We start from the raw sequence: 19,008 nt of genomic DNA, 5'->3' as shown, positions 1-19,008 counted from the left end.
ATACAGCGCGATGATCGTGCTGTGGCTTGACGATTACTTGCAGGCCGATTGCGGGCGTCTGTTGCCTGATGCGCACTGTGCCGGGCAGGGATTACTCTGCGCGCATGCGCTTGTCCCCCTTCCGCTCGGTCCCCCGCGTCGACCTCCTGATCGGCCTCGCGATCATCGCGCTGGGCACTCTCGAGGCGTTCACGGACGCCAAGGACTACGGGGCGGCCGCGAATCCCGAGCTGTGGTGGGTCGGGCAGGCGCTGGTCACCGGCGTCCTGGTCTGGTATCGCCGCAGGGCCCCGGTGGCGGTCTTCATCCTGATGATCCTCGCGCAGTACGCCTGGCACCGGCAGGGCAACGAGTCGTGCCCGGTCTGGCAGCTCGCCGCGCTGCTCATCGTCTTCCACACGATCGGCGCGCACCTGCCGTTCAGACCGGGTGGGGCCTGGGCCCTGGCAGGCATCCTCGTCTTCGACTCGGGGGCCGTCGACCACAGGTTCCTGCCGTTCCAGGAGGTCGTCTACCTCACCGTCATGTTCGGCTCGGCGTACGCCACGGGACTGGCCCTGCGCGGCTACCTCCTGCGGGCGCACCGGATGAGCGAGCGGGCGGCGCGGCTGGAGCAGGAGCGGGAACGCCGGGCCGCCGAGGCCGTCGCCGCCGAGCGCAACCGGATCGCCAGGGAACTGCACGACGTGGTGGCCCACAGCGTCAGCATGATGGTCATGCAGGCCGGGGTGCTGCGCCGCCGGATGAGCGCGGCGCGGGACGACGGCCCCTCCCCGGAGGCCGAGATGCTCAGCGGCATCGAGCAGGCGGGCCGGGAGGCGGTCGAGGAGCTGCGAATCATGCTCGGCGCGCTGCGGATGCCGCAGGACGAGGCGCTGCCCCAGCCGGGGCTCGACATGGTGCCCAACCTCATCTCGACGGTGGGATCCTCCGGACTGCGCGTCACGCTGCAGGTCGAGGGCGACGCCGTACGGCTCGCGCCCGGTCTCGACCTGTCGGCCTACCGGATCGTGCAGGAGGCCCTCACCAACGCGGTCAAGTACGCCGGGGACGCCGACGCGCGCATCAGGATCGCCTACCTCCCCGACCGGCTGGAGCTCGAGATCACCGATAATGGCGGGGGCGCCGGACCGGCGCTGTCCACCGGCAACGGGCTCATCGGCATGCGAGAGCGGGCCGAGCTGTACGGCGGCTCCCTCGACGCCGGGCCGCTGCCGCAGGGCGGCTACCGCGTCCGCGCGACGCTGCCGATCTCCCAGGGAGTGCCGATGAGCGAGGCCACGAATTGACCATCCGCATCGTCCTCGCCGACGACCAGGCGATGATCCGGGCAGGTCTGCGCATGGTGGTCGAGAGCGAGCCCGGGATGGAGATCGTGGGCGAGGCCGCCGACGGCGCGGAGGCGGTCGCCCTGGCCCGCCGGGTGCAGCCCGACGTCGTGCTCATGGACATCTCGATGCCGCGGATGGACGGTCTTACCGCGGCGAGACAGTTGCTGGACGCGCCCCGGCCGCCCAAGGTCATCATGCTGACGACGTTCGACACCGACGAGAACCTGTACGCCGCGCTGCGCGCGGGGACCAGCGGCTTCCTGTTGAAGGTGTCGCCGCCCGAGCAGCTCGTGGAGGCCATCAGGGTCGTCGCGGCGGGTGACGGCCTGCTCGACCCCGCCGTCACCACGCGGGTGATCGCCTCCTTCGCGGGCCGGCACGAGCCGGTCCGGCCGCCGCAGCTCGCCGAGCTCACCCCGCGCGAGCTGGAGGTGCTGCGGATGCTCGCCCGGGGCCTCACCAACGCCGAGATCGCCAAGGAGCTCTTCGTCGGCGAGGCCACGGTCAAGACCCACGTCGCCCGCGTGCTCATGAAGCTGAACCTGCGCGACCGCGCTCAGGCGGTCGTGTTCGCGTACGAGTCGGGCGTGGTGACGCCGGGGTCGGCGCTCGGGTAGTACGACGCCCATTCGGCGTTCGTCATGCGCAGCACCTTGAGCCCGAGGTAGCCCATGGCGATGACGGGGGCGCCCCAGAACGGGATCGTCAGCGGGCTGTACGGCACCGGGATCGAGGCCACGTAGCCCACGGCGACGACGGCCGGCACCCACCAGTGGACGAAGCCGGTGCGCGAGACGGCCAGCAGGAGCAGCGGCAGGCCGAGCATGCCGAGGTAGATCCACGGCAGGGTGAAGCCGAAGATGACGCCGGGCAGGTTGAACACCTCGTCGAACATCTTCTGGCCCTGCCCGACGGGGTAGTGCTGCCCGAACCACCACTCCACGGGGTCCATGAGGAGCAGCGCCGAGACGCTGATGTAGCCGACGATCGTCATGCCCCCGGCGATGTGGCCGAAGACGACGGACTTCTTGCGCACCAGGTGCAGCAGGCCGAAGGCCGCGATCGGGACGAGCAACCAGCTCCAGTGGTAGAGCGCCGACTCGAGCTGGGCCAGGGCCGGGTTGTCGCCGTAGCTGACCATCTCGCGGTCGTCGCCCCAGGTGCCGGGGTCGACGAGCAGCGCGACGAACTGCAGCAGCGGCGCGACGAACAGTAGGACTCCGGTGACGCTTCGCCGGAAGGCCACCGAGTCGGACAGTTTGAACATCGATCTTCCCCTTCGGGTCTGTCTCCCTACGGCCGGTGACGGTAGGTGAGCGACCCCCGGGGACTCGTCCGCCGCTCGGGTGATGCGTCCTCATCCGCTAGAGCGACTTATCGCCACAAGGCTAGGTATGTGTATATTTTCCGGAAGACGGCTCACACTACGGGAGATTTTTCATGCAGGCTTTCCCGGCGGTCCTGTTCGACGAGGCGCACAGCGAGGCGTGGACGATCCGGCGAGAGGTCGCCGAGGCCATGAATCCCGCCCACCCCGACGACAACAGCTACGCGGAGGCCGCCGGGGCGCTGCGGCGGCTCGGCCACACGGTGCGCGCGCACACCGAGGGCCCGATCACCGCCGCGGTGCTGGACGGGTGTGACGTCTTCGTGGTCGCGCATCCCTCGGCCGGGCGCTGGGAGCGCACCACCGGGGTCGGCAGCCCCGTCTTCTCCGGCGAGGAGATCGACGCGCTCGAGGCGTACGTCGCGGGCGGCGGCGGCCTCATCGTGCTGGCCGAGCACGAGCAGGAGAAGTACGGCAGCAACCTGGGCGAGCTGCTCGCCCGGTTCGGGGTGACGGTCGAGCACGCCACCGTGCAGGACCCCGGCAACTGCCACAACAGCGTGGCCACCTGGATCCTCGGCGTCCCCGCCGCGCAGGCCGTGACCGAGCGGGGCGGCGTGGCCCAGGACCTGCTGGCGCAGGTGCGCCGGGCCTGCTTCTACCGCGCGGGGACGCTCGGCGTGCCCGCGGGCCAGAGCGTCCTGTTCACGACCTCCGGGTCCGCCGACCCCGCGAACGCCCCGCTCGTGGCCGCCGTCCGGCACGGCCGCGGCCGGGTGGTCGTGCTGGCCGACTCCGACCTGTTCGGCGACGACTCGATCCGCGACTACGACCACGAGAAGCTGTGGGGCAACCTCGTGACCTGGGCCGCCCGCGTGCCCGAGGCGTCCGGCGCCGCCCGCGTGTCCCGCCCCGAGGTCGCCGAGGAGTTCGCCCGGCTGAAGGCCGCCGTGGAGCGGCTGCGCCCGCTGCAGGCCAAGGACGGCTCGGTCACCGGCGACCACGACGAGGCCGTGGCGTGCATCAGCGAGATCGTCGACGGCATCGGACGGCTCGCGCCGCACTTCCCGCACGACGCCGAGTATCTCGACGCGGTGATGAAGGACTTCCGCGCGTGGGTGGCGGCCGGCCTCGGCAAGCCCGACTTCCTCGACTCGCTGAACCTCTTCCACCCGGACGCCCAGCGGATCGACGGCCTGGAGCACCTGGTCGTCTTCCCGATGTACACCCAGAACGGCAACCCCGACCGCAACGTCGAGGCGGTCTGGATCCGGGTCGTGTGGCCCGAGTGGCTCGCCGAGCTGGAGGCGGGCGGCTACGACAACCCGATGTTCGTGCCGATCACGTTCGTCGACTTCACCTCCGGCTACGACACCAACTCGGCCGTGCTGTTCCCCGAGACCGTGGCCGTGCGCCAGACCCCGCCGCGCTTCACCTGGGGCGGTATCTTCTGCGACCGCGAGGCGGCCCGGTTCCGCCGGGTCAGCGAGGCCGCCGCGGCCACGCTGAAGCTCGAGCTGCCGCCGGACGCCGCCCGGCTGCTGGCCTCCCAGGACCTCGCCCAGGACACGTTCGTGCTGTGGGACCTCGTCCACGACCGCACGCACAGCCATGGTGACCTGCCGTTCGACCCGTTCATGATCAAGCAGCGCATGCCGTACTGGCTCTACAGCCTGGAGGAGCTGCGCTGCGACCTCACGGCGTACGGCGAGGCCGTGAAGCTGGAGGCCGCGGGCGTGCCGCACGCGCGCTACGTGCAGTACGCCATCCTGTTCGACCGGCTGTTCCGCTTCCCGATCACCGGCGAGCGGGTGCGCAACTACGACGGGCTCGGCGGCCAGCTGCTGTTCGCCTACCTGCACCGGCAGGGCATCGTGCGGTGGACCGACAACCGGCTCACGATCGACTGGTCGCGGGTCGCCGACGGCGTCGCCGACCTGCGCGGCGAGGTGGAGAAGCTCTACCGCGACGGCATCGACCGGTCCAAGCGCGCGCACTGGCTCGCCGCGCACGAGCTGGTCGCGACCTACGTCGAGCCCGACCCGGCCTCCGTGTGGAAGCAGGGCGTCCAGGCGCTGCCCACCGAGCAGAAGGCCATGGTCGACGCCGTGCTGCCCGACGAGTTCCCCCTGAGCATGTTCTACGAGGCCCTGCGCCGTAAGCTCACCGACGTGGTGGAGTCGACCCGGGGCATCCGGGCGTGAGCGGGGACGGAGAGGAACGCGCGATGAGCAGGGTGATCGTGGTCACGGGGGCGGGCGGCCCGGCCGGCCGCGCGGTCGCGGGGAAGTTCGCCGAGCTCGGGGACACGGTCATCGGCGTGGACAAGTCCGGCGCCGAGGGGTGCCTGGCCGTCGACCTGCTCGACCGGGACGCCGTGCGCGGCCTGGCCGGGCGGGTGCGGGCCGAGCACGGCCGGGTGGACGGCGTCGTCCACCTGGTGGGCGGCTGGCGCGGGTCGAAGACCTTCGCCGACACCTCCCTCGACGACTGGGACCTGCTGCACGACCTGCTGATCAGGACCCTGCAGAACGTGTCGCTGGAGTTCGAGCCGCTGCTGCGGGCGAGCGGGAACGGCCGTTTCGCGATCGTGTCGGCCCGGGCCGCCCAGAAGCCGACGCAGGGCGGCGCGGCGTACGCGGCCGCGAAGGCCGCCGCCGAGGCGTGGACGCTGTCGCTGGCCGACGCGCTGAAGGACACCTCCAGCGCCGCGGTGGTCCTGGTGGTCAACGCGTTGGTGCACGATGAGATGAAGGCCGCGAACCCGGACAAACCGTATCGGTCCTTCACCGATGTGAAGGACCTGGCGGCGGCGGTCGCGGGCCTGTGGGACGAGGAGCCGGCGGCCGTCAACGGCCGCAGGATCGACCTCACGCCCTGATCTACGCTGCTGATCCGGGCCCGGGGCCGGCCTGAGCGGGCCGGCCACGGGCCCGAAACCGTGATGGGGAGACATCTCGTGACAACCGATGCCGAGCGCCGGCACGACCCGGCGAGCCGGACGTTCGCCAGCGACAACTACGCGGGGGTGCACCCCGAGGTCCTGGAGGCGATCGCCCTCGCCAACGGGGGACACCAGGTCTCCTACGGCGACGACGTCTACACCGAGGCGGTCCGGGGCGTCTTCCGCAGGCACTTCGGCGAGCAGGCCGAGGTGTTCCCCGTGTTCAACGGCACGGCGGCCAACGTCGTGTCGCTGCGCTCGATGTGCGCCAACTGGGAGGCCGTGGTCTGCCCCGAGACCGCGCACATCAACACCGACGAGGGCGGCGCGCCCGAGGTCACCGGCGGGCTGAAGCTGCTGACCGTGCCGACCCCGGACGGCAAGCTCACGCCCGGCCTGATCGACCGGCAGGCGTGGGGGTTCGGCGACGTGCACCGGGCGCAGCCCCGAGTCGTGTCGATCTCCAACGCGACCGAGCTGGGCACGCTCTACACCCCCGCCGAGATCAAGGCGATCTGCGACCACGCCCACGAGCTGGGGATGTTCGTCCACCTCGACGGGTCGCGGATCACCAACGCCGCAGCCGCCCTGGACGTGCCGCTGCGCGCCCTGACCACGGACGCCGGGGTCGACGTGCTGTCCTTCGGCGGCACCAAGATCGGGCTGCTGCTGGGCGAGGCCGTCGTCGTGCTGAACCCGGAGGCGTCGCGGGGCCTGCCGTACCTGCGCAAGACGAGCATGCAGCTCGCCTCGAAGATGCGCTTCGTGTCGGTGCAGTTCGAGGCCCTCCTCGGGGGCGACCTGTGGTTGCGCAACGCCCGCCAGGCCAACGCGATGGCCCGGCGGCTCGCCGGCGCCGTACGTGACCTGCCCGGGGTGAGCGTGCCGCGCCCGGTCGAGGCCAACGCGGTCTTCGCGACCCTGCCGGCCGACGTGGCCGACCGGCTGCGCAAGCGGTTCCGGTTCTACAACTGGAACGAGCAGATCGGCGGGGGCATGGTCGAGGTGCGGTGGATGTGCGCCTTCGACACCACCGAGGCCGACGTGGACGCGTTCGCCGCGGCTCTGGCCGAGGAGCTGCACGCCTAGCCGCGAGCGGCCGTCGTCGGCCCAGGCACGACCTCCTCAGGTCGTCAGACGAGGCGGGCACCGAGGGGAACATTCGTCCAAGACGCCGGCGCGCACCGGCGGCGACAGTGGGCGCATGACTGATTCCGACGGCAGGCAGCCTGTGGAAGGCGAGACCGCCGAGAGTTCGACGCTGTCCCTGGACGACGGCGACATCCATGTGTGCCAGGACGGCCCCCGCGACGCCCCGGCACTCCTGCTGATCCACGGGTCCGCCTCCTCGGCCCGCTCGTGGGACCGCCTGGTTCCGCTGCTGACCGGATCGCATCGCGTCATCCGGATCGACCTGCTCGGGCACGGCCGGTCGGCCAAACCGGCCGGCCCGAGCTACGCGATCCCGGACCAGGGACGCCGGGTCGGCGCGGCACTGGACCGGCTCGGCGTCGAGCGCGCGATCGTGGCCGGTCATTCCAGCGGCGGCGCGGTCGCCACCGCTCTCGCCGAGCAACGGCCCGACCTGGTGACCGCGCTCGTGCTCATCAACACCGGACCCGGCATGGACGCCTTCATCGCCTCGGAGTCCGCCGCGATCGCACCGTCGCAATGGCCGCCGACCGACGAGCAGATCCGCCGGTTCGCGAGCACCGGTGTCAGCCGCGCGGGCTACCGGATCCCGCGCGAGCTCCTGGACGAGGTGCGCGTCATGACCCACCACACGCTCACCGCGACGATGCAGGGCACCCGCGACTACCTGGAGCGGCGGACGCTCCCGGACCGGCTGGCGGCCCTCGGCACGCCGCTACTGGTGATCTTCGGCGAGGACGACCGCAGGTGGCGATCCTCGTCCGCCGCCGACTACCGAGCGGTTCCGGGCGCGAAGGTCGAGCTGCTGCCCGGTCTCGGGCACTCGCCCATCCTGGAGGACCCGCCGCGGACCGCCCGCTCCCTGCTGGCCTTCACCGCGATCCACGGCGCGCGGGCGGACTGAACGAGGCCGCCGGACCGCCCGGAGAGGATCACGGCGCGGGGAGCGGCTGGGCTCCCCGCCTGGCCAGCAGGTCCTTCATCGTGCGGATCTCGGCGTTCTGGCCGTCCACGATGTGCTGGGCCAGAGCGCGCACCTCGTCGCGGTCCGACAGGTTGAGCAGGCCCTCGGCCATCTCCACGCCGCCCTGGTGGTGACGGATCATGAGCTGGAGGAAGAGGATCTCGGCGTCCCTGCCGGTGGCCTGGCGGAGCCGGTTCATCTCCTCTTCGGTGGCCATGCCGGGCATCGTGCCGGGCATCGTGCCGGGCATCGTGCCGGGCGCCGGTGCGGTCATGGCCGCCCCGCCGTGCCCGTGCCCCGACATCCAGGCCATCGCCGGGCGGCTGGAGCTCTGGTCGAGCCCCCACTGCTGCAGCCAGCCCATGAAAATTCCACGCTGGGTGCTCTGCGTCGTGATGATGTCGTACGCCAGGCTGCGCAGCGGTTGGTCGGAGGTCTTGTCCCTGAGGATGAAGGACATCTCCACCGCCTGCGCGTGGTGGACCCCCATGTCCCGGGCGAATCCGGCCTCGGGGGAGGTGTCCCCGGGCGTCGCCTGCCTGGTGAAGAACAGCACCAACGCCGCCGCCGCGAGGAGGACGACGACCAGCCCGAGGACGGGGAGGCGGCGCCGGACCGGGGGAGCGGTCTCCACCGCGGTCTCCACTGGGGTTTCCACCGGGGTCTCCACTGGGGTCTCCACGGGGGCGTCGCTGTCGGTGCTCATCGCCCACAGGCTACTCGCCACGACCGTCGCTCTGCCCGAAGCAATACCTTTAGCCACTATTCTCCATACGCAGCGGGGGTGTCAGTGATCAGCGGATGGAGGAGCGATGACCAAGGAGAAGGCGCAGGCGAGGCGTGAGCACCTCGCCCGCATGCGCGCCGAGCAGAAGCGCAAGGAGCGGCGCGCCGCGCTTCTCATGTGGGGGATAGGCGGCCTCGTGATCGTCGTCCTGGTCGCCCTCGTCGCCGTCTATGTGGTCAACGACCGCTCGGCCAAGTCGCTGAGCGCCGTCAAGACCTTCAACTACAAGGGCTCCGACCACTCCTGGAACAAGGTGTCCTACAAGGAGACCCCGCCCGTCGGCGGCCAGCACAACTTCTACTGGCAGAACTGCGGCATCTACGACAAGCCCATCCACAACGAGCACGGCGTCCACTCGCTGGAGCACGGCGCGGTGTGGATCACCTACCGGCCCGACCTGCCCAAGGCCGAGGTGGACAAGCTCAAGAGCATCGCCTCCGCCGACTACATGCTGCTGAGCCCCTACCCGAACCTGCCGTCCAAGATCGTCGCCAGCTCCTGGAACCACCAGCTCGCGGTGGACTCCGCGGACGACCCCCGCCTGCCGGAGTTCGTCAAGAAGTACAAGCAGAACCCGACCACCACCCCCGAGTACGGCGCCTCCTGCTCGGGCGGCATCGGGACCACCGACGAGAAGCCGCTCCCGCCGGCCCAGCAGGAGACCACGCAGGAGCCGATGCCGAGCACGGCCCCGTCTTCCTGATCCGGACGTCCCTGACCCGGCTCAGGGAACCAGCACGCGGTCCACGGGCACGGCGTCCAGCCCGTGGGCCTCGGCCACCGGGCGGCTCGTGAGGTGGCCCTCGTGGGTGCTCAGACCGAGGGCGAGCGCGGGGTCGGCGGTCAGCGCCTCGCGCCAGCCCAGGTCGGCGATCGCCAGCGCGTACGGCAGCGTGACGTTGGTGAGCGCGTACGTCGAGGTGTGCGGCACCGCCCCCGGCATGTTGGCCACGCAGTAGAACACCGAGCCGTGCACCCGGTAGACCGGGTCGGCGTGGGTGGTCGGCCGCGAGTCCTCGAAACAGCCGCCCTGGTCGATGGAGATGTCCACCAGCACCGACCCCGGTTTCATCCGCGAGACGAGGTCGTTGCTCACCAGGGTCGGCGCCTTCGCGCCGGGCACGAGCACCGCGCCGATCACCAGGTCGGCGTCCACCACCGCCCGCTCGACCTCGTACGCGTTGGACGCCACGGTCTGGCAGCCGCCCCGGAAGACGAGGTCGGCGTGGCGCAAGCGGTCGACGTCGCGGTCGAGCAGCAGCACCTGGGCCCGCAGGCCCACGGCGACCGCGGCGGCGTTCATGCCCGACACCCCCGCGCCGATCACCACCACCTTGGCCGGATAGGTGCCGGGGACGCCGCTCATCAGCACTCCGCGCCCGCCGCCCTGGCGCATGAGGTGGTAGGCGCCCACTTGTGGCGCCAGCCGTCCGGCGACCTCGGACATGGGCGCGAGCAGCGGCAGCGTGCGGTCGGGTTTCTGCACGGTCTCGTACGCGATGCCGGTCACGCCCGACTCCAGCATGGCCCGGGTGCAGGACTCGGAGGCGGCGAGGTGGAGATAGGTGAACAACACCTGGCCCTTGCGCATCCGGTGGTACTCGTCCGGCACCGGTTCCTTGACCTTCAGGATCAGGTCGCCCTCGGCCCACACCTCGTCGGCCGTGCCGATGATGACGGCCCCCGCCGCGGCGAAGTCCTCGTCCGGGATCGCGGATCCCAGCCCCGCGCCCTTCTCGACGAGGACCCGATGACCTTTGCGTACGAACTCGTTGACCCCCGCGGGTGTGAGCGCGACCCGGTACTCGTGTGTCTTGATCTCTCGGGGAACTCCCACCTTCATGTCTTCACTGTCGGCTTTCGACGTCTGCCTGGACATCGGGCATCGGGCAACCATTTGGCGGAGATTCATGACAAATTGTCAATTTGAGAGCGTGTTGAGCGTTCCATGGTCGGCCGGTTACCCGCAGTTGGCAGACCTCGGTAGGCTCTGCGAGCGGTGTAAGGGATCGAGGTGGGAATGCACAACGCGCCCGTGCCGGGAGACGAGGAATCCGGCCCGCGGCCCGGCGGCCTGACATCGGGAGCCGAGACGGCGCCCCTGTCGAAGCCGGTCGGCCCCCAGGACCGCGGCGGCGTGCCCGCCGAGACGTCCGGCGGGTGGGGCGGCTGGTTCGGCGACACGTCGGGCGGAGCCGGTGCCGCGGCGGAGACGACCGTCCTGCCGGCCGCCGGCGGTGGACCGGGTGACACGTACGGCGGGCCCGGCGACCCCGGCGGAGGCCCTCTGGTGCCCGGTGTGCCCGGCGTGCCTGGTGAACGAGACGAGCGCGGTGGGCTTGCCGGCCCGCTCGCTGATCCACTCGGTGGCCCGGGTGGTGCGCGGGGTGAGGGCGGCGGGCTCGGCGGGTTCGACGACCCGCTCGGAGTGCGCGGTGAGCCGCCGGGCAGGCTTGACGATCCGCTCAGTGATCCGCTCAGCGATCCACTCGGTGACACGCTCGCCGGCCCGGTCGGAGTGCCGGTCGGCGTGCCGGGTGAGCCTGGTGGGCCCGCCGGACTCGGCGACCCCCTCGGCGCGCCGGGCGGACCCGGTGGACCGGGTGATCCCCTCGCCGCGCCCGGCGGACCAGGCGACCCGCTCGGCAGGCCAGGTGACCCGCTCGGCGGGGCCGGCGAACTCGGCGGTGTGCCCGCTGTCGCCGATGCCCCCGTCCTGCCCGGTGAGCCGCTGGAACCCCCCGCGCCCGGAATGCCGGGCGCACCCGAGGGCCCGCCCTCGGACGGGGCCGCAGGGCCGGGTGACGGGCCGTCCGCCCCCGCAGGTCCCACGGAGCCACGAGCGGCCAGGGGGACGACGATCGCCCTCGTGGTGGCCCTCGTGCTGGTGGTCGTCATGTCTGGCGTCCTCGGCGCCGTCGCCGTGGTGATGACCCGCAACCCGGACGCCCCGCCGCTCAAGCAGACGCCCGTACGCACCCTGCTGACGCCCGTGCACTTCGCCCCGGTCACCGGGGTGGGGCCGGCGCCCTGCAGCGGAACGGACGCGATCCCGGACGACAAGGGCGCCTCCTGTTACCAGCTCGACCCCGGGGTCACGGTCACGACGGTGCAGAAGATCGAGGAGGTGCCGGACAACGACGGCACCTACTCGATCAGGCTTGTGCTGTCCCCCTCCAGTCAGGAGCAGATCGCCGCGCTCACCCGCGAGACGGTCAAGCAGCAGCTCGCGATCGTGGTGGGTGAGAAGGTGGTGGCCGCCCCACGGGTGGCCCAGGAGATCACCCAGGACAGCCTCGGCATCGCGGGCTTCGACAAGGCCCAGGCCGACGCGATCATGGCGCTGCTGACCGGGTCCGCCCCCGCCGGCCAGACGAACCCGGCCGCCTCGCCCGCCGCCACCGACGGCACGCAGCCCGGTGGCACGCAGACCGGTGGTACGCAGACCGGTGGTACGCAGACCGGTGGTACGCAGACCGGTGGTACGCAGACCGGTGGTACGCAGACCGGTGGTACGGGCGGAACGGTGTACGAGGGCGGCCAGCCGGGCGGGTCGCAGACGGGCGGCACTCAGCAGGGCGGCGGCACCCAGCCAGGTGGGACCCAGCAGGGTGGGACCCAGCAGGGGGGAACGCAACCGGGCGGCGGGACACAACCAGCCGGCGCGGGACAGCAGGGGGGCACGCGGCCCACCCTCGAGGGGTTCCAGTGAACGGGCATCGCGGCCAGGACCGGCGCTCCCGGACCTGAGCCGACCGGCCGGCGGCCGGGGCGCGCTCGCCCCGGCCGCCCGGTCTCGCCGTCCCGCCCTGGTTGTCCGATCCGGCCGCGCAGCCGCCGCCGTCCGGCGTTGCGTGAGCCGGCCGGTGGGAGCTCCTCGCGGTGATCCCAGGCCCCGGAGCACCAAGGGCGAGGCGACGGCGTCCAATCAGCTGATGATCGCGATACCGGTAAGGTCGCCGTCATGCAGCGTATGACCGGTTTGTTGATCGGCGGGGTTTTCGGGGCCGTCTTCGTGTTCGTGAACTCGCATCCGCCCCTCGGTCACGCTCTCGCGCTCGTCCTCAGGATCGCCGCGGCCGTCGCCCTGGCCGGCGTCGTCGCCATGTGGGTCCTCGCCGTCGGGCGCGCCAGGTCCACCGGTGCCGAGCCCGGCATCGGGGGAGGCGGTGCGGCCGGGAAGATGTTCGGCCTCGGCTTCGCGGTGGTCGTCGTGATCGAAGCGGCCGCACTGTTCGGCGGCATCGCGGTGCTGCGCGCCCTGGACCGCCCCGAGGAGAGCAACGTCGCCTGGATCGCTCTCGTCGTCGGCGTCCACTTCGTCGCCCTCGGACCGATCTGGAGGGACCGGACGATCATGGTGCCCGGTGCGGTCCTCGCCGCGCTCGGGGTCGCCGGGCTCGTCATGGCCGCCACCTCGGCCGTGGCGTGGGTGCCCGTGGTCAGCGGGGTGCTGTCCGGTGTGACGCTCCTGGCCGGCTGCCTGGCCGCCGCAGGGCGCGGCCTGGCCGCCCAGAGGTCCCCGGCCTCGAGCGGACGTCGGTGACCCTCCCTGCCGGGCCTCGGCGGACGCCGGTGACGGGCCCGGCGGGCCGTCGCGAGGGCGGCAGCGGCCGGTGCAAGCCGGGGTCAATCCGGGTGCAAGCAGATCCCGGTAGCGTTCGGCGCGTGTCAGCACGATGGTTGCGAGGCGCGGCCGCCACGGCCGCGACCGCCGCGCTCCTGGTCCCCGCCTCTCCGCTCACCGCCGCCCCGGCCTTGGCGCACACAGCGCAGGCCCCCGCCCGGGCGGCCGCTCACGGCGCGGCCGCACCGGCGGCCGTCGCCAAGAAGCTGTTCGACGCCTGGCTGCGCAGGGACCGCCACGCGGCCTCCCGGGTCGCCACGGCGGGCGCGGTCTCCACGCTCTTCTCCTACCCCTTCCGGGCCCCGGACGAGTTCGCGGGCTGCTCGGGCAACGCCTGCCGGTTCGTCCACACCAGCGTGCGCGTGCCGGGCGGGCTCGACGGCATCCTGATGGTCGTGTCGGGCGCCAAGGTCACGAAGGTCTACGAGTCCCGCCACCTCGTCAAGCCGTCCGCCGCGGCCGCGTACCTGTTCGGCGCCTGGCGCAAGGGCGACCGCAACCGGGGCCTGGAGGTCGCCACGACCACGGCGGTCAAGACGCTGTTCCGGGTGAAGTACGACCCGAAGGGCGTGAAGTACTTCTTCCAGGGCTGCAGCTCCGAGCCCAAGGGCTACAGCTGCGCCTACTCCTACGAGGGCGGCGGCATGTTCATGCACGTGCGGGGCTCGAAGAGCCGCGGCTACGAGGTGACCTCCATCGGCTACATCGCCGACTGACCCACCCCGGCCGACGCACGCCGGCTGACCCCGGCCGCGCCGAGCACGGCGGCAGGGCTCAGCCGGCCACGGGCGAGAGCGCGACGTCCTCGGGCCGGATCGGGACGCGGGGGAGATCCAGCCCGGTCGCGGCCCTGACCGCCGCGGCCACCGCCGGGGTCGACGACAGCGTGGGCGGCTCGCCCGCGCCCCGCAGGCCGTACGGCGCATGGGGGTCGGGGTTCTCCAGGACCGACAGCCGCATCGGCGGCATGTCGAGGATGGTGGGGATCAGGTAGTCGGTGAACGAAGGGTTGAGCACCCGGCCGTCCCTGACCTGGATCTCCTCCATCAGCGCCAGGCCCAGGCCCTGCGCGGAGCCGCCGTGGATCTGCCCCTCCAGGGCCGTCGGATTGAGGATCTTCCCGACGTCCTGCACGGCGGCCAGCTCGACGACCTTGACCAGGCCGAGTTCCACGTCCACGTCGACCACGGCCCGGTGCACGCACAACGCGAGCTGCGTGTGGGAGTCGCCCTGGCCGGTGACGGGATCCATGGGGAACGTGGGCCGGTGGCGGTACTCCCGCGTCTCCTCGACCGGCCCGAACCGCTCGAGCACCTCCTCCAGCGACAGCTCCGGATGCGCCGCCCGCAGCGCGTCGAGGCGCGCCCGCACCGCCTCGCAGGCCGTCTTGACCGCCCCTCCGGTGACGTACGACTGGCGAGAGGCCGAGGAGGATCCGGCCGAGCCGACCGCGGTGTCCGCCGGGGCGACCGTGACCCTGGCGATGCCGAGCTCCGTACGCGCGATCTGGGCCTGGACGGTGACGAGCCCCTGGCCCACCTCGGCGGCGGCGGTGTGCACGAGCACGTGCGGCTCGTCGCCGGCCAGCTCGACCCGCACCCGTGCGGTCGAGTAGTCGTCGAAGCCCTCGGAGAAGCAGATGTTCTTGATGCCGACGCCGTAGCCCACCCCGCGCCGCACGCCCTCGCCGTGCGTCGTCTGCGCCACGCCGCCCGGCAGGAGGCGCAGGTCGGGCTCGTCCGCCGGTTCCGGCGGCAGCGGCATCGCGGCCAGCTCCTTGAGCATGTCCGCGAGCGGTGCCGGGCTGTCGATCACCTGCCCGGTGGCCAGGCGCGACCCCTGCGACACCGCGTTGCGGACGCGGATCTCGACCGGAGACAGCCCGCAGGCCGCCGCGAGCCGGTCCATCTGCGACTCGTACGCGTAGCACGCCTGGACCGCCCCGAACCCGCGCATCGCGCCGCAGGGCGGGTTGTTCGTGTAGACGCCGTACGCGTCGATCCAGACGTTGCCCACCTCGTAAGGACCGACGCCGAGCGAGGCGGCGTTGCCGACCACGGCGGGGGTGGACGAGCAGTAGGCCCCGCCGTCGAGCAGGATCTCCGCCTTGACGTAGACGAGCCGCCCGTCGGCCGTCGCGCCGTGCTCGTAGCGCATCCGCGCCGGATGCCGGTGGACGTGGCCGAAGAACGACTCCTCCCTGCCGTAGACCATCTTCACCGGGCGGCCCGTCCGCAGCGCCAGCATCGAGGCGTGCACCTGCATCGACAGGTCCTCCCTGGCGCCGAACGCGCCCCCGACCCCGGCGAGCGTGAGCCGCACCTTCTCCTTCGGCAGGCCCAGGCACGGCGCGACCTGGTCCTGGTCGACGTGCAGCCACTGGGTGGCGACGAACAGGTCCACCCCGCCGTCCTCGGCGGGCACGGCCAGGCCCGACTCCGGCCCGAGGAACGCCTGGTCCTGCATGCCGACCTCGTACTCGCCGGTGACGACCACCTCGGCCTCGAACGTCCGGCCCACCCTCACCGGCTGGTGCCGTACGAGGTTGCCCGCCGGATGGACGGCGGGACAGGACGGGTCGAAGGCGGCCCGGCGGGGGTCGGTCACCGCCTCGCGCTCCTCGTAGTGCACGACGATCGCGGCGGCGGCGCGGCGCGCGGTCTCCGGGTGGTCTGCGGCCACGATCGCCACGGGCTCGCCCTGGTAGCGGACCTGGTCGACGGCGAGCACCGGCTGGTCGCGGAGATCCAGCCCGTAGAACTTCTCTCCGGGCACGTCCTCGTGGGTCAGCACGGCGAACACGCCGGGCATCGCGAGCGCGGGGCCGGCGTCGATCGAGCGGATCCACGCGGACGGGTGCGGGCTGCGCAGCGTGGCGCCCCAGAGCATGCCCTCGAGCCACAGGTCGGAGGAGTACGCGAACTCCCCGGTCACCTTCAGCGTGCCGTCGGGGCGCGGCACGCTTTCGCCGAGGCCCGAACGCCGCCCCGTTCCGGTCGCGCTCCCCGTCGCCGTCTCAGTCGCCATCCGCCGCTCCATCGTCGTAGTACAGCAAGCGGGCGGGGGCGGGGCCTATCGGCGCGGCGATGAAACCCGGAGGCGGGCGTAGTCGAAGCTTGTAGATACCTCCAAATACGCTGTCTGTCGTGCTATTGCATGATCTGCTCGCCGCCCCGGAACTGCGGCTCACCCTGCTCGCGGGCGACGAGCGGCTGGACCGCGAGATCAAGGGCGTGCTCATCACCGACCTGCCCGATCCCCGGCGCTACCTGTCGGGCGGCGAGCTGGTGCTGACCGGCCTGATGTGGCGCCAGTCGCCCGACGACTCCGCCCGGTTCGTGGACGCCCTGGCCGAGGCGGGCGTGGCCGCGCTCGGCGCGGGCGACGCGCGGCTCGGCACGGTCCCCGGCGACCTGGTGGAGGCGTGCCGGGCGCGTGGGCTGCCGCTGCTCGAAGTGCCCGTCGAGGTGTCGTTCGGAGCCGTCACGGAACTCGTCGGCAGGCGCGTCGCCGCCGCCCAGGCCGGCGACCTGCGCGGCGCGCTCGGGCGGCACCGCCGGATCGTCGCGGCGGTGGCCGAGGGGGCAGGGCTCGGCGAGCTGTTCGCCCTGGTCGAGGCCGAGCTCGGCGTCACGGCCGCGGTGGTGTCGGCCTGCGGCGCGGTCGTCGCGGGCGCGCTGCCCGAGGAGCAGGCCGTACGGCTGGCCCGCGACTACCTCGCCGCCGTCCGCCTGCCGGTCGTGGTGGAGCGCGGCGGGCCGTTCACGCTGTTCGCCGTGGACCGCTCGCACCGGGCCGCCGGCTGGGCCCTGGTCTGCCGGGGCGAGGTCGACGTGGAGATCGGCTACGAGCTGGCGGCGTGCGTCGCGATGGAGCGGACGCGCGCGGAGGAGGGCCGCCGGGTGGAGCGCCGGCTGGCCGAGCAGCTCATCGCCCTGGCCTGCGCGGGCGGCGACTTCGCGGAGCTGTCGGCCCGGCTGCGGACCTGCGGCATCGACCCGGCCGAGCCGTACGCGGTGGTCACCGCCACGGCGAGCAGGCGCGGGGCGACGGAGGGCCCCGATCCCGCCCTGCTGGGCGGCCAGGTGGTGGAGGAACTGCTCGATCGCGGGGTGGTGGCCGCCGCGGGCGCCGACGCGTCGGTGGCGCTGGTCCCCCTGCGCGACGACGCGCCCTGGGGCGACCGCGACGCACTCGCGGCGCGGCTGCGCGCCCGTACGGCGGTGCTCGCCGGCGGGCTGCCCTCGATCACGGTGTCGGCCGGGCTGAGCGGCGCGCTGACCGGGCCGCAGGCCATCCGCGGAGGGGTGGAGGAGGCGGGCCACGCCCGGCGGATGGCCGAGGCGCGCGGTGGGGGAGTGGTCACCAGCGACGAGATCTACACGCACGCGCTGCTGCTGGCGACCGTGCCCGGCGACGTCCGCTCCTCGTTCGCCGAGCGGCTGCTCGGACCGCTGTTCGACTACGACCGGCGGCACGGGGCCGAGCTGGTGCGCACGCTCGGCGCGTTCCTCGACTGCACGGGATCGTGGAACGCCTGCGCCGAACGGCTGCACGTGCACGTCAACACGGTCCGCTACCGCATCAGGCGGGTCGAGGAGCTGACCGGCAAGGACCTGTCGTCGATGCCCGACCGCGTGGACCTCTTCCTCGCCCTCCGCGCCGGGTAACGCTGGACCAGACGACGGCCTCCGCGAGGCGCTCCTCGACGTCGGTCCGGTACGCACCCCGCACGGAGGCTGTATCCCTGCCCGCCCGGGTCGGTGGCGTGTATGGCACGGGCGGCGGGGGCCGGTCGAGGTCGTGCGGCGGGCGGACCTGGCCTGAACGGACCCTCCGCTCCCCACATCAGGTGGCCAGGGGCCCGGCGTACGCGCCCGGCAGGGGAAGGACTCGGAGCATTTCCCACTGCCGGACGTTATCCATTGCATCTTCGCGCTTCAGGCGGTAACCGCATAGATGCGAGGTGTGTGGATCGCGCGGACTGATTGGAGGTGCTGCCTGTTCGGAAAGGCATGACCGGCCTCCATCGCGTTCCTCGGCCGTTGCCCCACACCCGGCGCATTGCCTAGTCGTCCCGGGTTCGCCGTCACGGCAGCGTCGTCGGGCCTGTTGGGAGAAGCGCAAATATGCCAGCACATATCTGGATCTCGTCCGGATATGCGGAGAAGCGGGCGAAGCCCTGATGCGTGGAGAGGCGGAGTGGGACGGCCCCTCTCTCCGGTCCGGGACTGCCGCGGAGCGGGACCCGCTGCCATCGTCAGCCTCGGCGGTACGACCGCTTCATCGCGGAGGGGGCGAGGGGCGGGTCGCTCGCATGCCGCTCAGGGGGCGGTTGCGCGCGGAGCGGCGCCCGTCGCCGACAGGCACGGAGCCGGGAACGAGGTCAGGCAGGCCTTTCCGCGAAGGGCCGCCGGAAATCGCCGGGCCGGAGGAATGGCGCTCGGATGATCAATCGGAACCCCTTCTCGGGAGGGGGCGGGGCCCGATTTCTATTCTTCGGCGAGAGCCGAGATTTGCGTGCCGATAATCAATAGCGGGCAGGACCGATTGCAATTCGAATAAGCCGATAGGGTCGTTTTCCGGGAGCGGTTCCCGATGGCGTCTCGGATATGTTCGGCGGGCGCCCGCCGGGACGCCGGAGAGGGAAGCGTTGACGCCGGGCAGTACCTGGCCGCCATCTCCGGCGCCCCAGCGTCGGCCACAGATGCTCTGATCAGCAGCAGGCGACGGAGGTAACAATAGTCGCCTCCACAGCAGACGCGGTGGCACTGGCTGGCGTACCATTGCCGCCAACGGCCATCATGGCCGAAATGACGACGGTTAGAACCGGCAGGGTGAGGCGGCGCACGGTGGATCTCCCATCAGCTCAGACA

At 72.1% G+C, this 19,008-nt stretch carries 15 protein-coding genes; 11 read left to right on the top strand and 4 right to left on the bottom strand.

Annotated elements, in window-relative coordinates; genetic code table 11:
* Nucleotides 1-104: 104 nt before the first annotated feature.
* Nucleotides 105-1,289 (top strand): histidine kinase, encoded by a 1,185-nt coding sequence (locus ABZ860_RS06685; RefSeq protein WP_357216046.1) that lies wholly within the window; start codon nucleotides 105-107, stop codon nucleotides 1,287-1,289.
* Nucleotides 1,286-1,948 carry a response regulator transcription factor gene (locus ABZ860_RS06680; protein WP_079314277.1) on the top strand — a complete coding sequence of 221 codons (663 nt, stop codon included), beginning with the start codon at nucleotides 1,286-1,288 and terminating at the stop codon, nucleotides 1,946-1,948. Before ABZ860_RS06685 ends, ABZ860_RS06680 begins: the two co-directional genes overlap by 4 nt.
* On the opposite strand, the gene ABZ860_RS06675 is transcribed toward ABZ860_RS06680, so the two are convergent.
* Nucleotides 1,888-2,598, bottom strand: coding sequence for a hypothetical protein (locus ABZ860_RS06675; protein ID WP_357216042.1), 711 nt, complete (start codon nucleotides 2,596-2,598; stop codon nucleotides 1,888-1,890). The genes ABZ860_RS06680 and ABZ860_RS06675 overlap by 61 nt on opposite strands.
* Nucleotides 2,599-2,771: 173 nt before the next feature.
* On the opposite strand from ABZ860_RS06675, the gene ABZ860_RS06670 reads away from it, so the two are divergent.
* The 4 genes from ABZ860_RS06670 to ABZ860_RS06655 all read left to right on the top strand — a co-directional run bounded on the left by ABZ860_RS06670 (nucleotide 2,772) and on the right by ABZ860_RS06655 (nucleotide 7,658).
* Nucleotides 2,772-4,862 carry a DUF6421 family protein gene (locus ABZ860_RS06670; protein WP_357216039.1) on the top strand — a complete coding sequence of 697 codons (2,091 nt, stop codon included), beginning with the start codon at nucleotides 2,772-2,774 and terminating at the stop codon, nucleotides 4,860-4,862.
* 23 nt (nucleotides 4,863-4,885) lie between these two features.
* Nucleotides 4,886-5,539 carry an SDR family NAD(P)-dependent oxidoreductase gene (locus ABZ860_RS06665; RefSeq protein ID WP_357216036.1) on the top strand — a complete coding sequence of 218 codons (654 nt, stop codon included), beginning with the start codon at nucleotides 4,886-4,888 and terminating at the stop codon, nucleotides 5,537-5,539.
* Between the two features lie 63 nt (nucleotides 5,540-5,602).
* Complete coding sequence (locus ABZ860_RS06660) at nucleotides 5,603-6,691, top strand: low specificity L-threonine aldolase (RefSeq protein ID WP_357216033.1); 1,089 nt, start codon at nucleotides 5,603-5,605, stop codon at nucleotides 6,689-6,691.
* 115 nt (nucleotides 6,692-6,806) lie between these two features.
* Nucleotides 6,807-7,658: an alpha/beta hydrolase gene (locus tag ABZ860_RS06655; RefSeq protein ID WP_357216030.1), complete on the top strand. Its 852-nt coding sequence runs from the start codon at nucleotides 6,807-6,809 to the stop codon at nucleotides 7,656-7,658.
* A gap of 28 nt (nucleotides 7,659-7,686) precedes the next feature.
* Here the strand turns inward: ABZ860_RS06655 and ABZ860_RS06650 are convergent, their stop codons facing one another.
* Nucleotides 7,687-8,424, bottom strand: coding sequence for a DUF305 domain-containing protein (locus tag ABZ860_RS06650; protein WP_357216028.1), 738 nt, complete (start codon nucleotides 8,422-8,424; stop codon nucleotides 7,687-7,689).
* A 106-nt stretch (nucleotides 8,425-8,530) separates the two neighbouring features.
* Between ABZ860_RS06650 and ABZ860_RS06645 the strand changes: the two genes are divergently transcribed.
* Complete coding sequence (locus ABZ860_RS06645) at nucleotides 8,531-9,208, top strand: DUF3105 domain-containing protein (protein ID WP_357216026.1); 678 nt, start codon at nucleotides 8,531-8,533, stop codon at nucleotides 9,206-9,208.
* Between the two features lie 21 nt (nucleotides 9,209-9,229).
* Here ABZ860_RS06645 and ald read toward each other — a convergent pair whose 3' ends face one another.
* On the bottom strand, nucleotides 9,230-10,348 hold the full coding sequence (gene ald, locus ABZ860_RS06640; protein WP_357216023.1) for an alanine dehydrogenase: 1,119 nt from the start codon (nucleotides 10,346-10,348) through the stop codon (nucleotides 9,230-9,232).
* Between the two features lie 171 nt (nucleotides 10,349-10,519).
* Between ald and ABZ860_RS06635 the strand changes: the two genes are divergently transcribed.
* From ABZ860_RS06635 to ABZ860_RS06625, 3 genes are all read left to right on the top strand, one after another.
* On the top strand, nucleotides 10,520-12,217 hold the full coding sequence (locus tag ABZ860_RS06635) for a hypothetical protein (protein ID WP_357216021.1): 1,698 nt from the start codon (nucleotides 10,520-10,522) through the stop codon (nucleotides 12,215-12,217).
* A gap of 261 nt (nucleotides 12,218-12,478) precedes the next feature.
* Nucleotides 12,479-13,051, top strand: coding sequence for a hypothetical protein (locus ABZ860_RS06630; protein WP_357216018.1), 573 nt, complete (start codon nucleotides 12,479-12,481; stop codon nucleotides 13,049-13,051).
* 122 nt (nucleotides 13,052-13,173) lie between these two features.
* Nucleotides 13,174-13,848 (top strand): hypothetical protein, encoded by a 675-nt coding sequence (locus ABZ860_RS06625; RefSeq protein ID WP_357216016.1) that lies wholly within the window; start codon nucleotides 13,174-13,176, stop codon nucleotides 13,846-13,848.
* 58 nt (nucleotides 13,849-13,906) lie between these two features.
* On the opposite strand, the gene ABZ860_RS06620 is transcribed toward ABZ860_RS06625, so the two are convergent.
* Nucleotides 13,907-16,159 carry a molybdopterin cofactor-binding domain-containing protein gene (locus ABZ860_RS06620; RefSeq protein WP_357216013.1) on the bottom strand — a complete coding sequence of 751 codons (2,253 nt, stop codon included), beginning with the start codon at nucleotides 16,157-16,159 and terminating at the stop codon, nucleotides 13,907-13,909.
* Nucleotides 16,160-16,278: 119 nt separating this feature from the next.
* Between ABZ860_RS06620 and ABZ860_RS06615 the strand changes: the two genes are divergently transcribed.
* On the top strand, nucleotides 16,279-17,802 hold the full coding sequence (locus tag ABZ860_RS06615; RefSeq protein ID WP_357216010.1) for a PucR family transcriptional regulator: 1,524 nt from the start codon (nucleotides 16,279-16,281) through the stop codon (nucleotides 17,800-17,802).
* Nucleotides 17,803-19,008: the final 1,206 nt, after the last annotated feature.

The sequence above is a fragment of the Microbispora sp. NPDC046973 genome, from assembly GCF_040644495.1.
In the GTDB taxonomy this organism is placed as follows: domain Bacteria; phylum Actinomycetota; class Actinomycetes; order Streptosporangiales; family Streptosporangiaceae; genus Microbispora.
The sequence above is the reverse complement of the archived record's forward strand: the minus strand, read 5'-3'. Positions and strand labels throughout refer to the sequence as shown.

What these genes read in the sequence shown, in the direction of transcription:
- ABZ860_RS06685 (WP_357216046.1), top strand. Translation starts at nt 105, where the DNA reads ATGCGCTTGTCCCCCTTCCGCTCGGTCCCCCGCGTCGACCTCCTGATC.
- ABZ860_RS06675 (WP_357216042.1), bottom strand. Translation starts at nt 2,598, where the DNA reads ATGTTCAAACTGTCCGACTCGGTGGCCTTCCGGCGAAGCGTCACCGGA.
- ABZ860_RS06670 (WP_357216039.1), top strand. Translation starts at nt 2,772, where the DNA reads ATGCAGGCTTTCCCGGCGGTCCTGTTCGACGAGGCGCACAGCGAGGCG.
- ABZ860_RS06665 (WP_357216036.1), top strand. Translation starts at nt 4,886, where the DNA reads ATGAGCAGGGTGATCGTGGTCACGGGGGCGGGCGGCCCGGCCGGCCGC.
- ABZ860_RS06660 (WP_357216033.1), top strand. Translation starts at nt 5,603, where the DNA reads ATGGGGAGACATCTCGTGACAACCGATGCCGAGCGCCGGCACGACCCG.
- ABZ860_RS06655 (WP_357216030.1), top strand. Translation starts at nt 6,807, where the DNA reads ATGACTGATTCCGACGGCAGGCAGCCTGTGGAAGGCGAGACCGCCGAG.
- ABZ860_RS06650 (WP_357216028.1), bottom strand. Translation starts at nt 8,424, where the DNA reads ATGAGCACCGACAGCGACGCCCCCGTGGAGACCCCAGTGGAGACCCCG.
- ABZ860_RS06645 (WP_357216026.1), top strand. Translation starts at nt 8,531, where the DNA reads ATGACCAAGGAGAAGGCGCAGGCGAGGCGTGAGCACCTCGCCCGCATG.
- ald (WP_357216023.1), bottom strand. Translation starts at nt 10,348, where the DNA reads ATGAAGGTGGGAGTTCCCCGAGAGATCAAGACACACGAGTACCGGGTC.
- ABZ860_RS06630 (WP_357216018.1), top strand. Translation starts at nt 12,479, where the DNA reads ATGACCGGTTTGTTGATCGGCGGGGTTTTCGGGGCCGTCTTCGTGTTC.
- ABZ860_RS06620 (WP_357216013.1), bottom strand. Translation starts at nt 16,159, where the DNA reads ATGGCGACTGAGACGGCGACGGGGAGCGCGACCGGAACGGGGCGGCGT.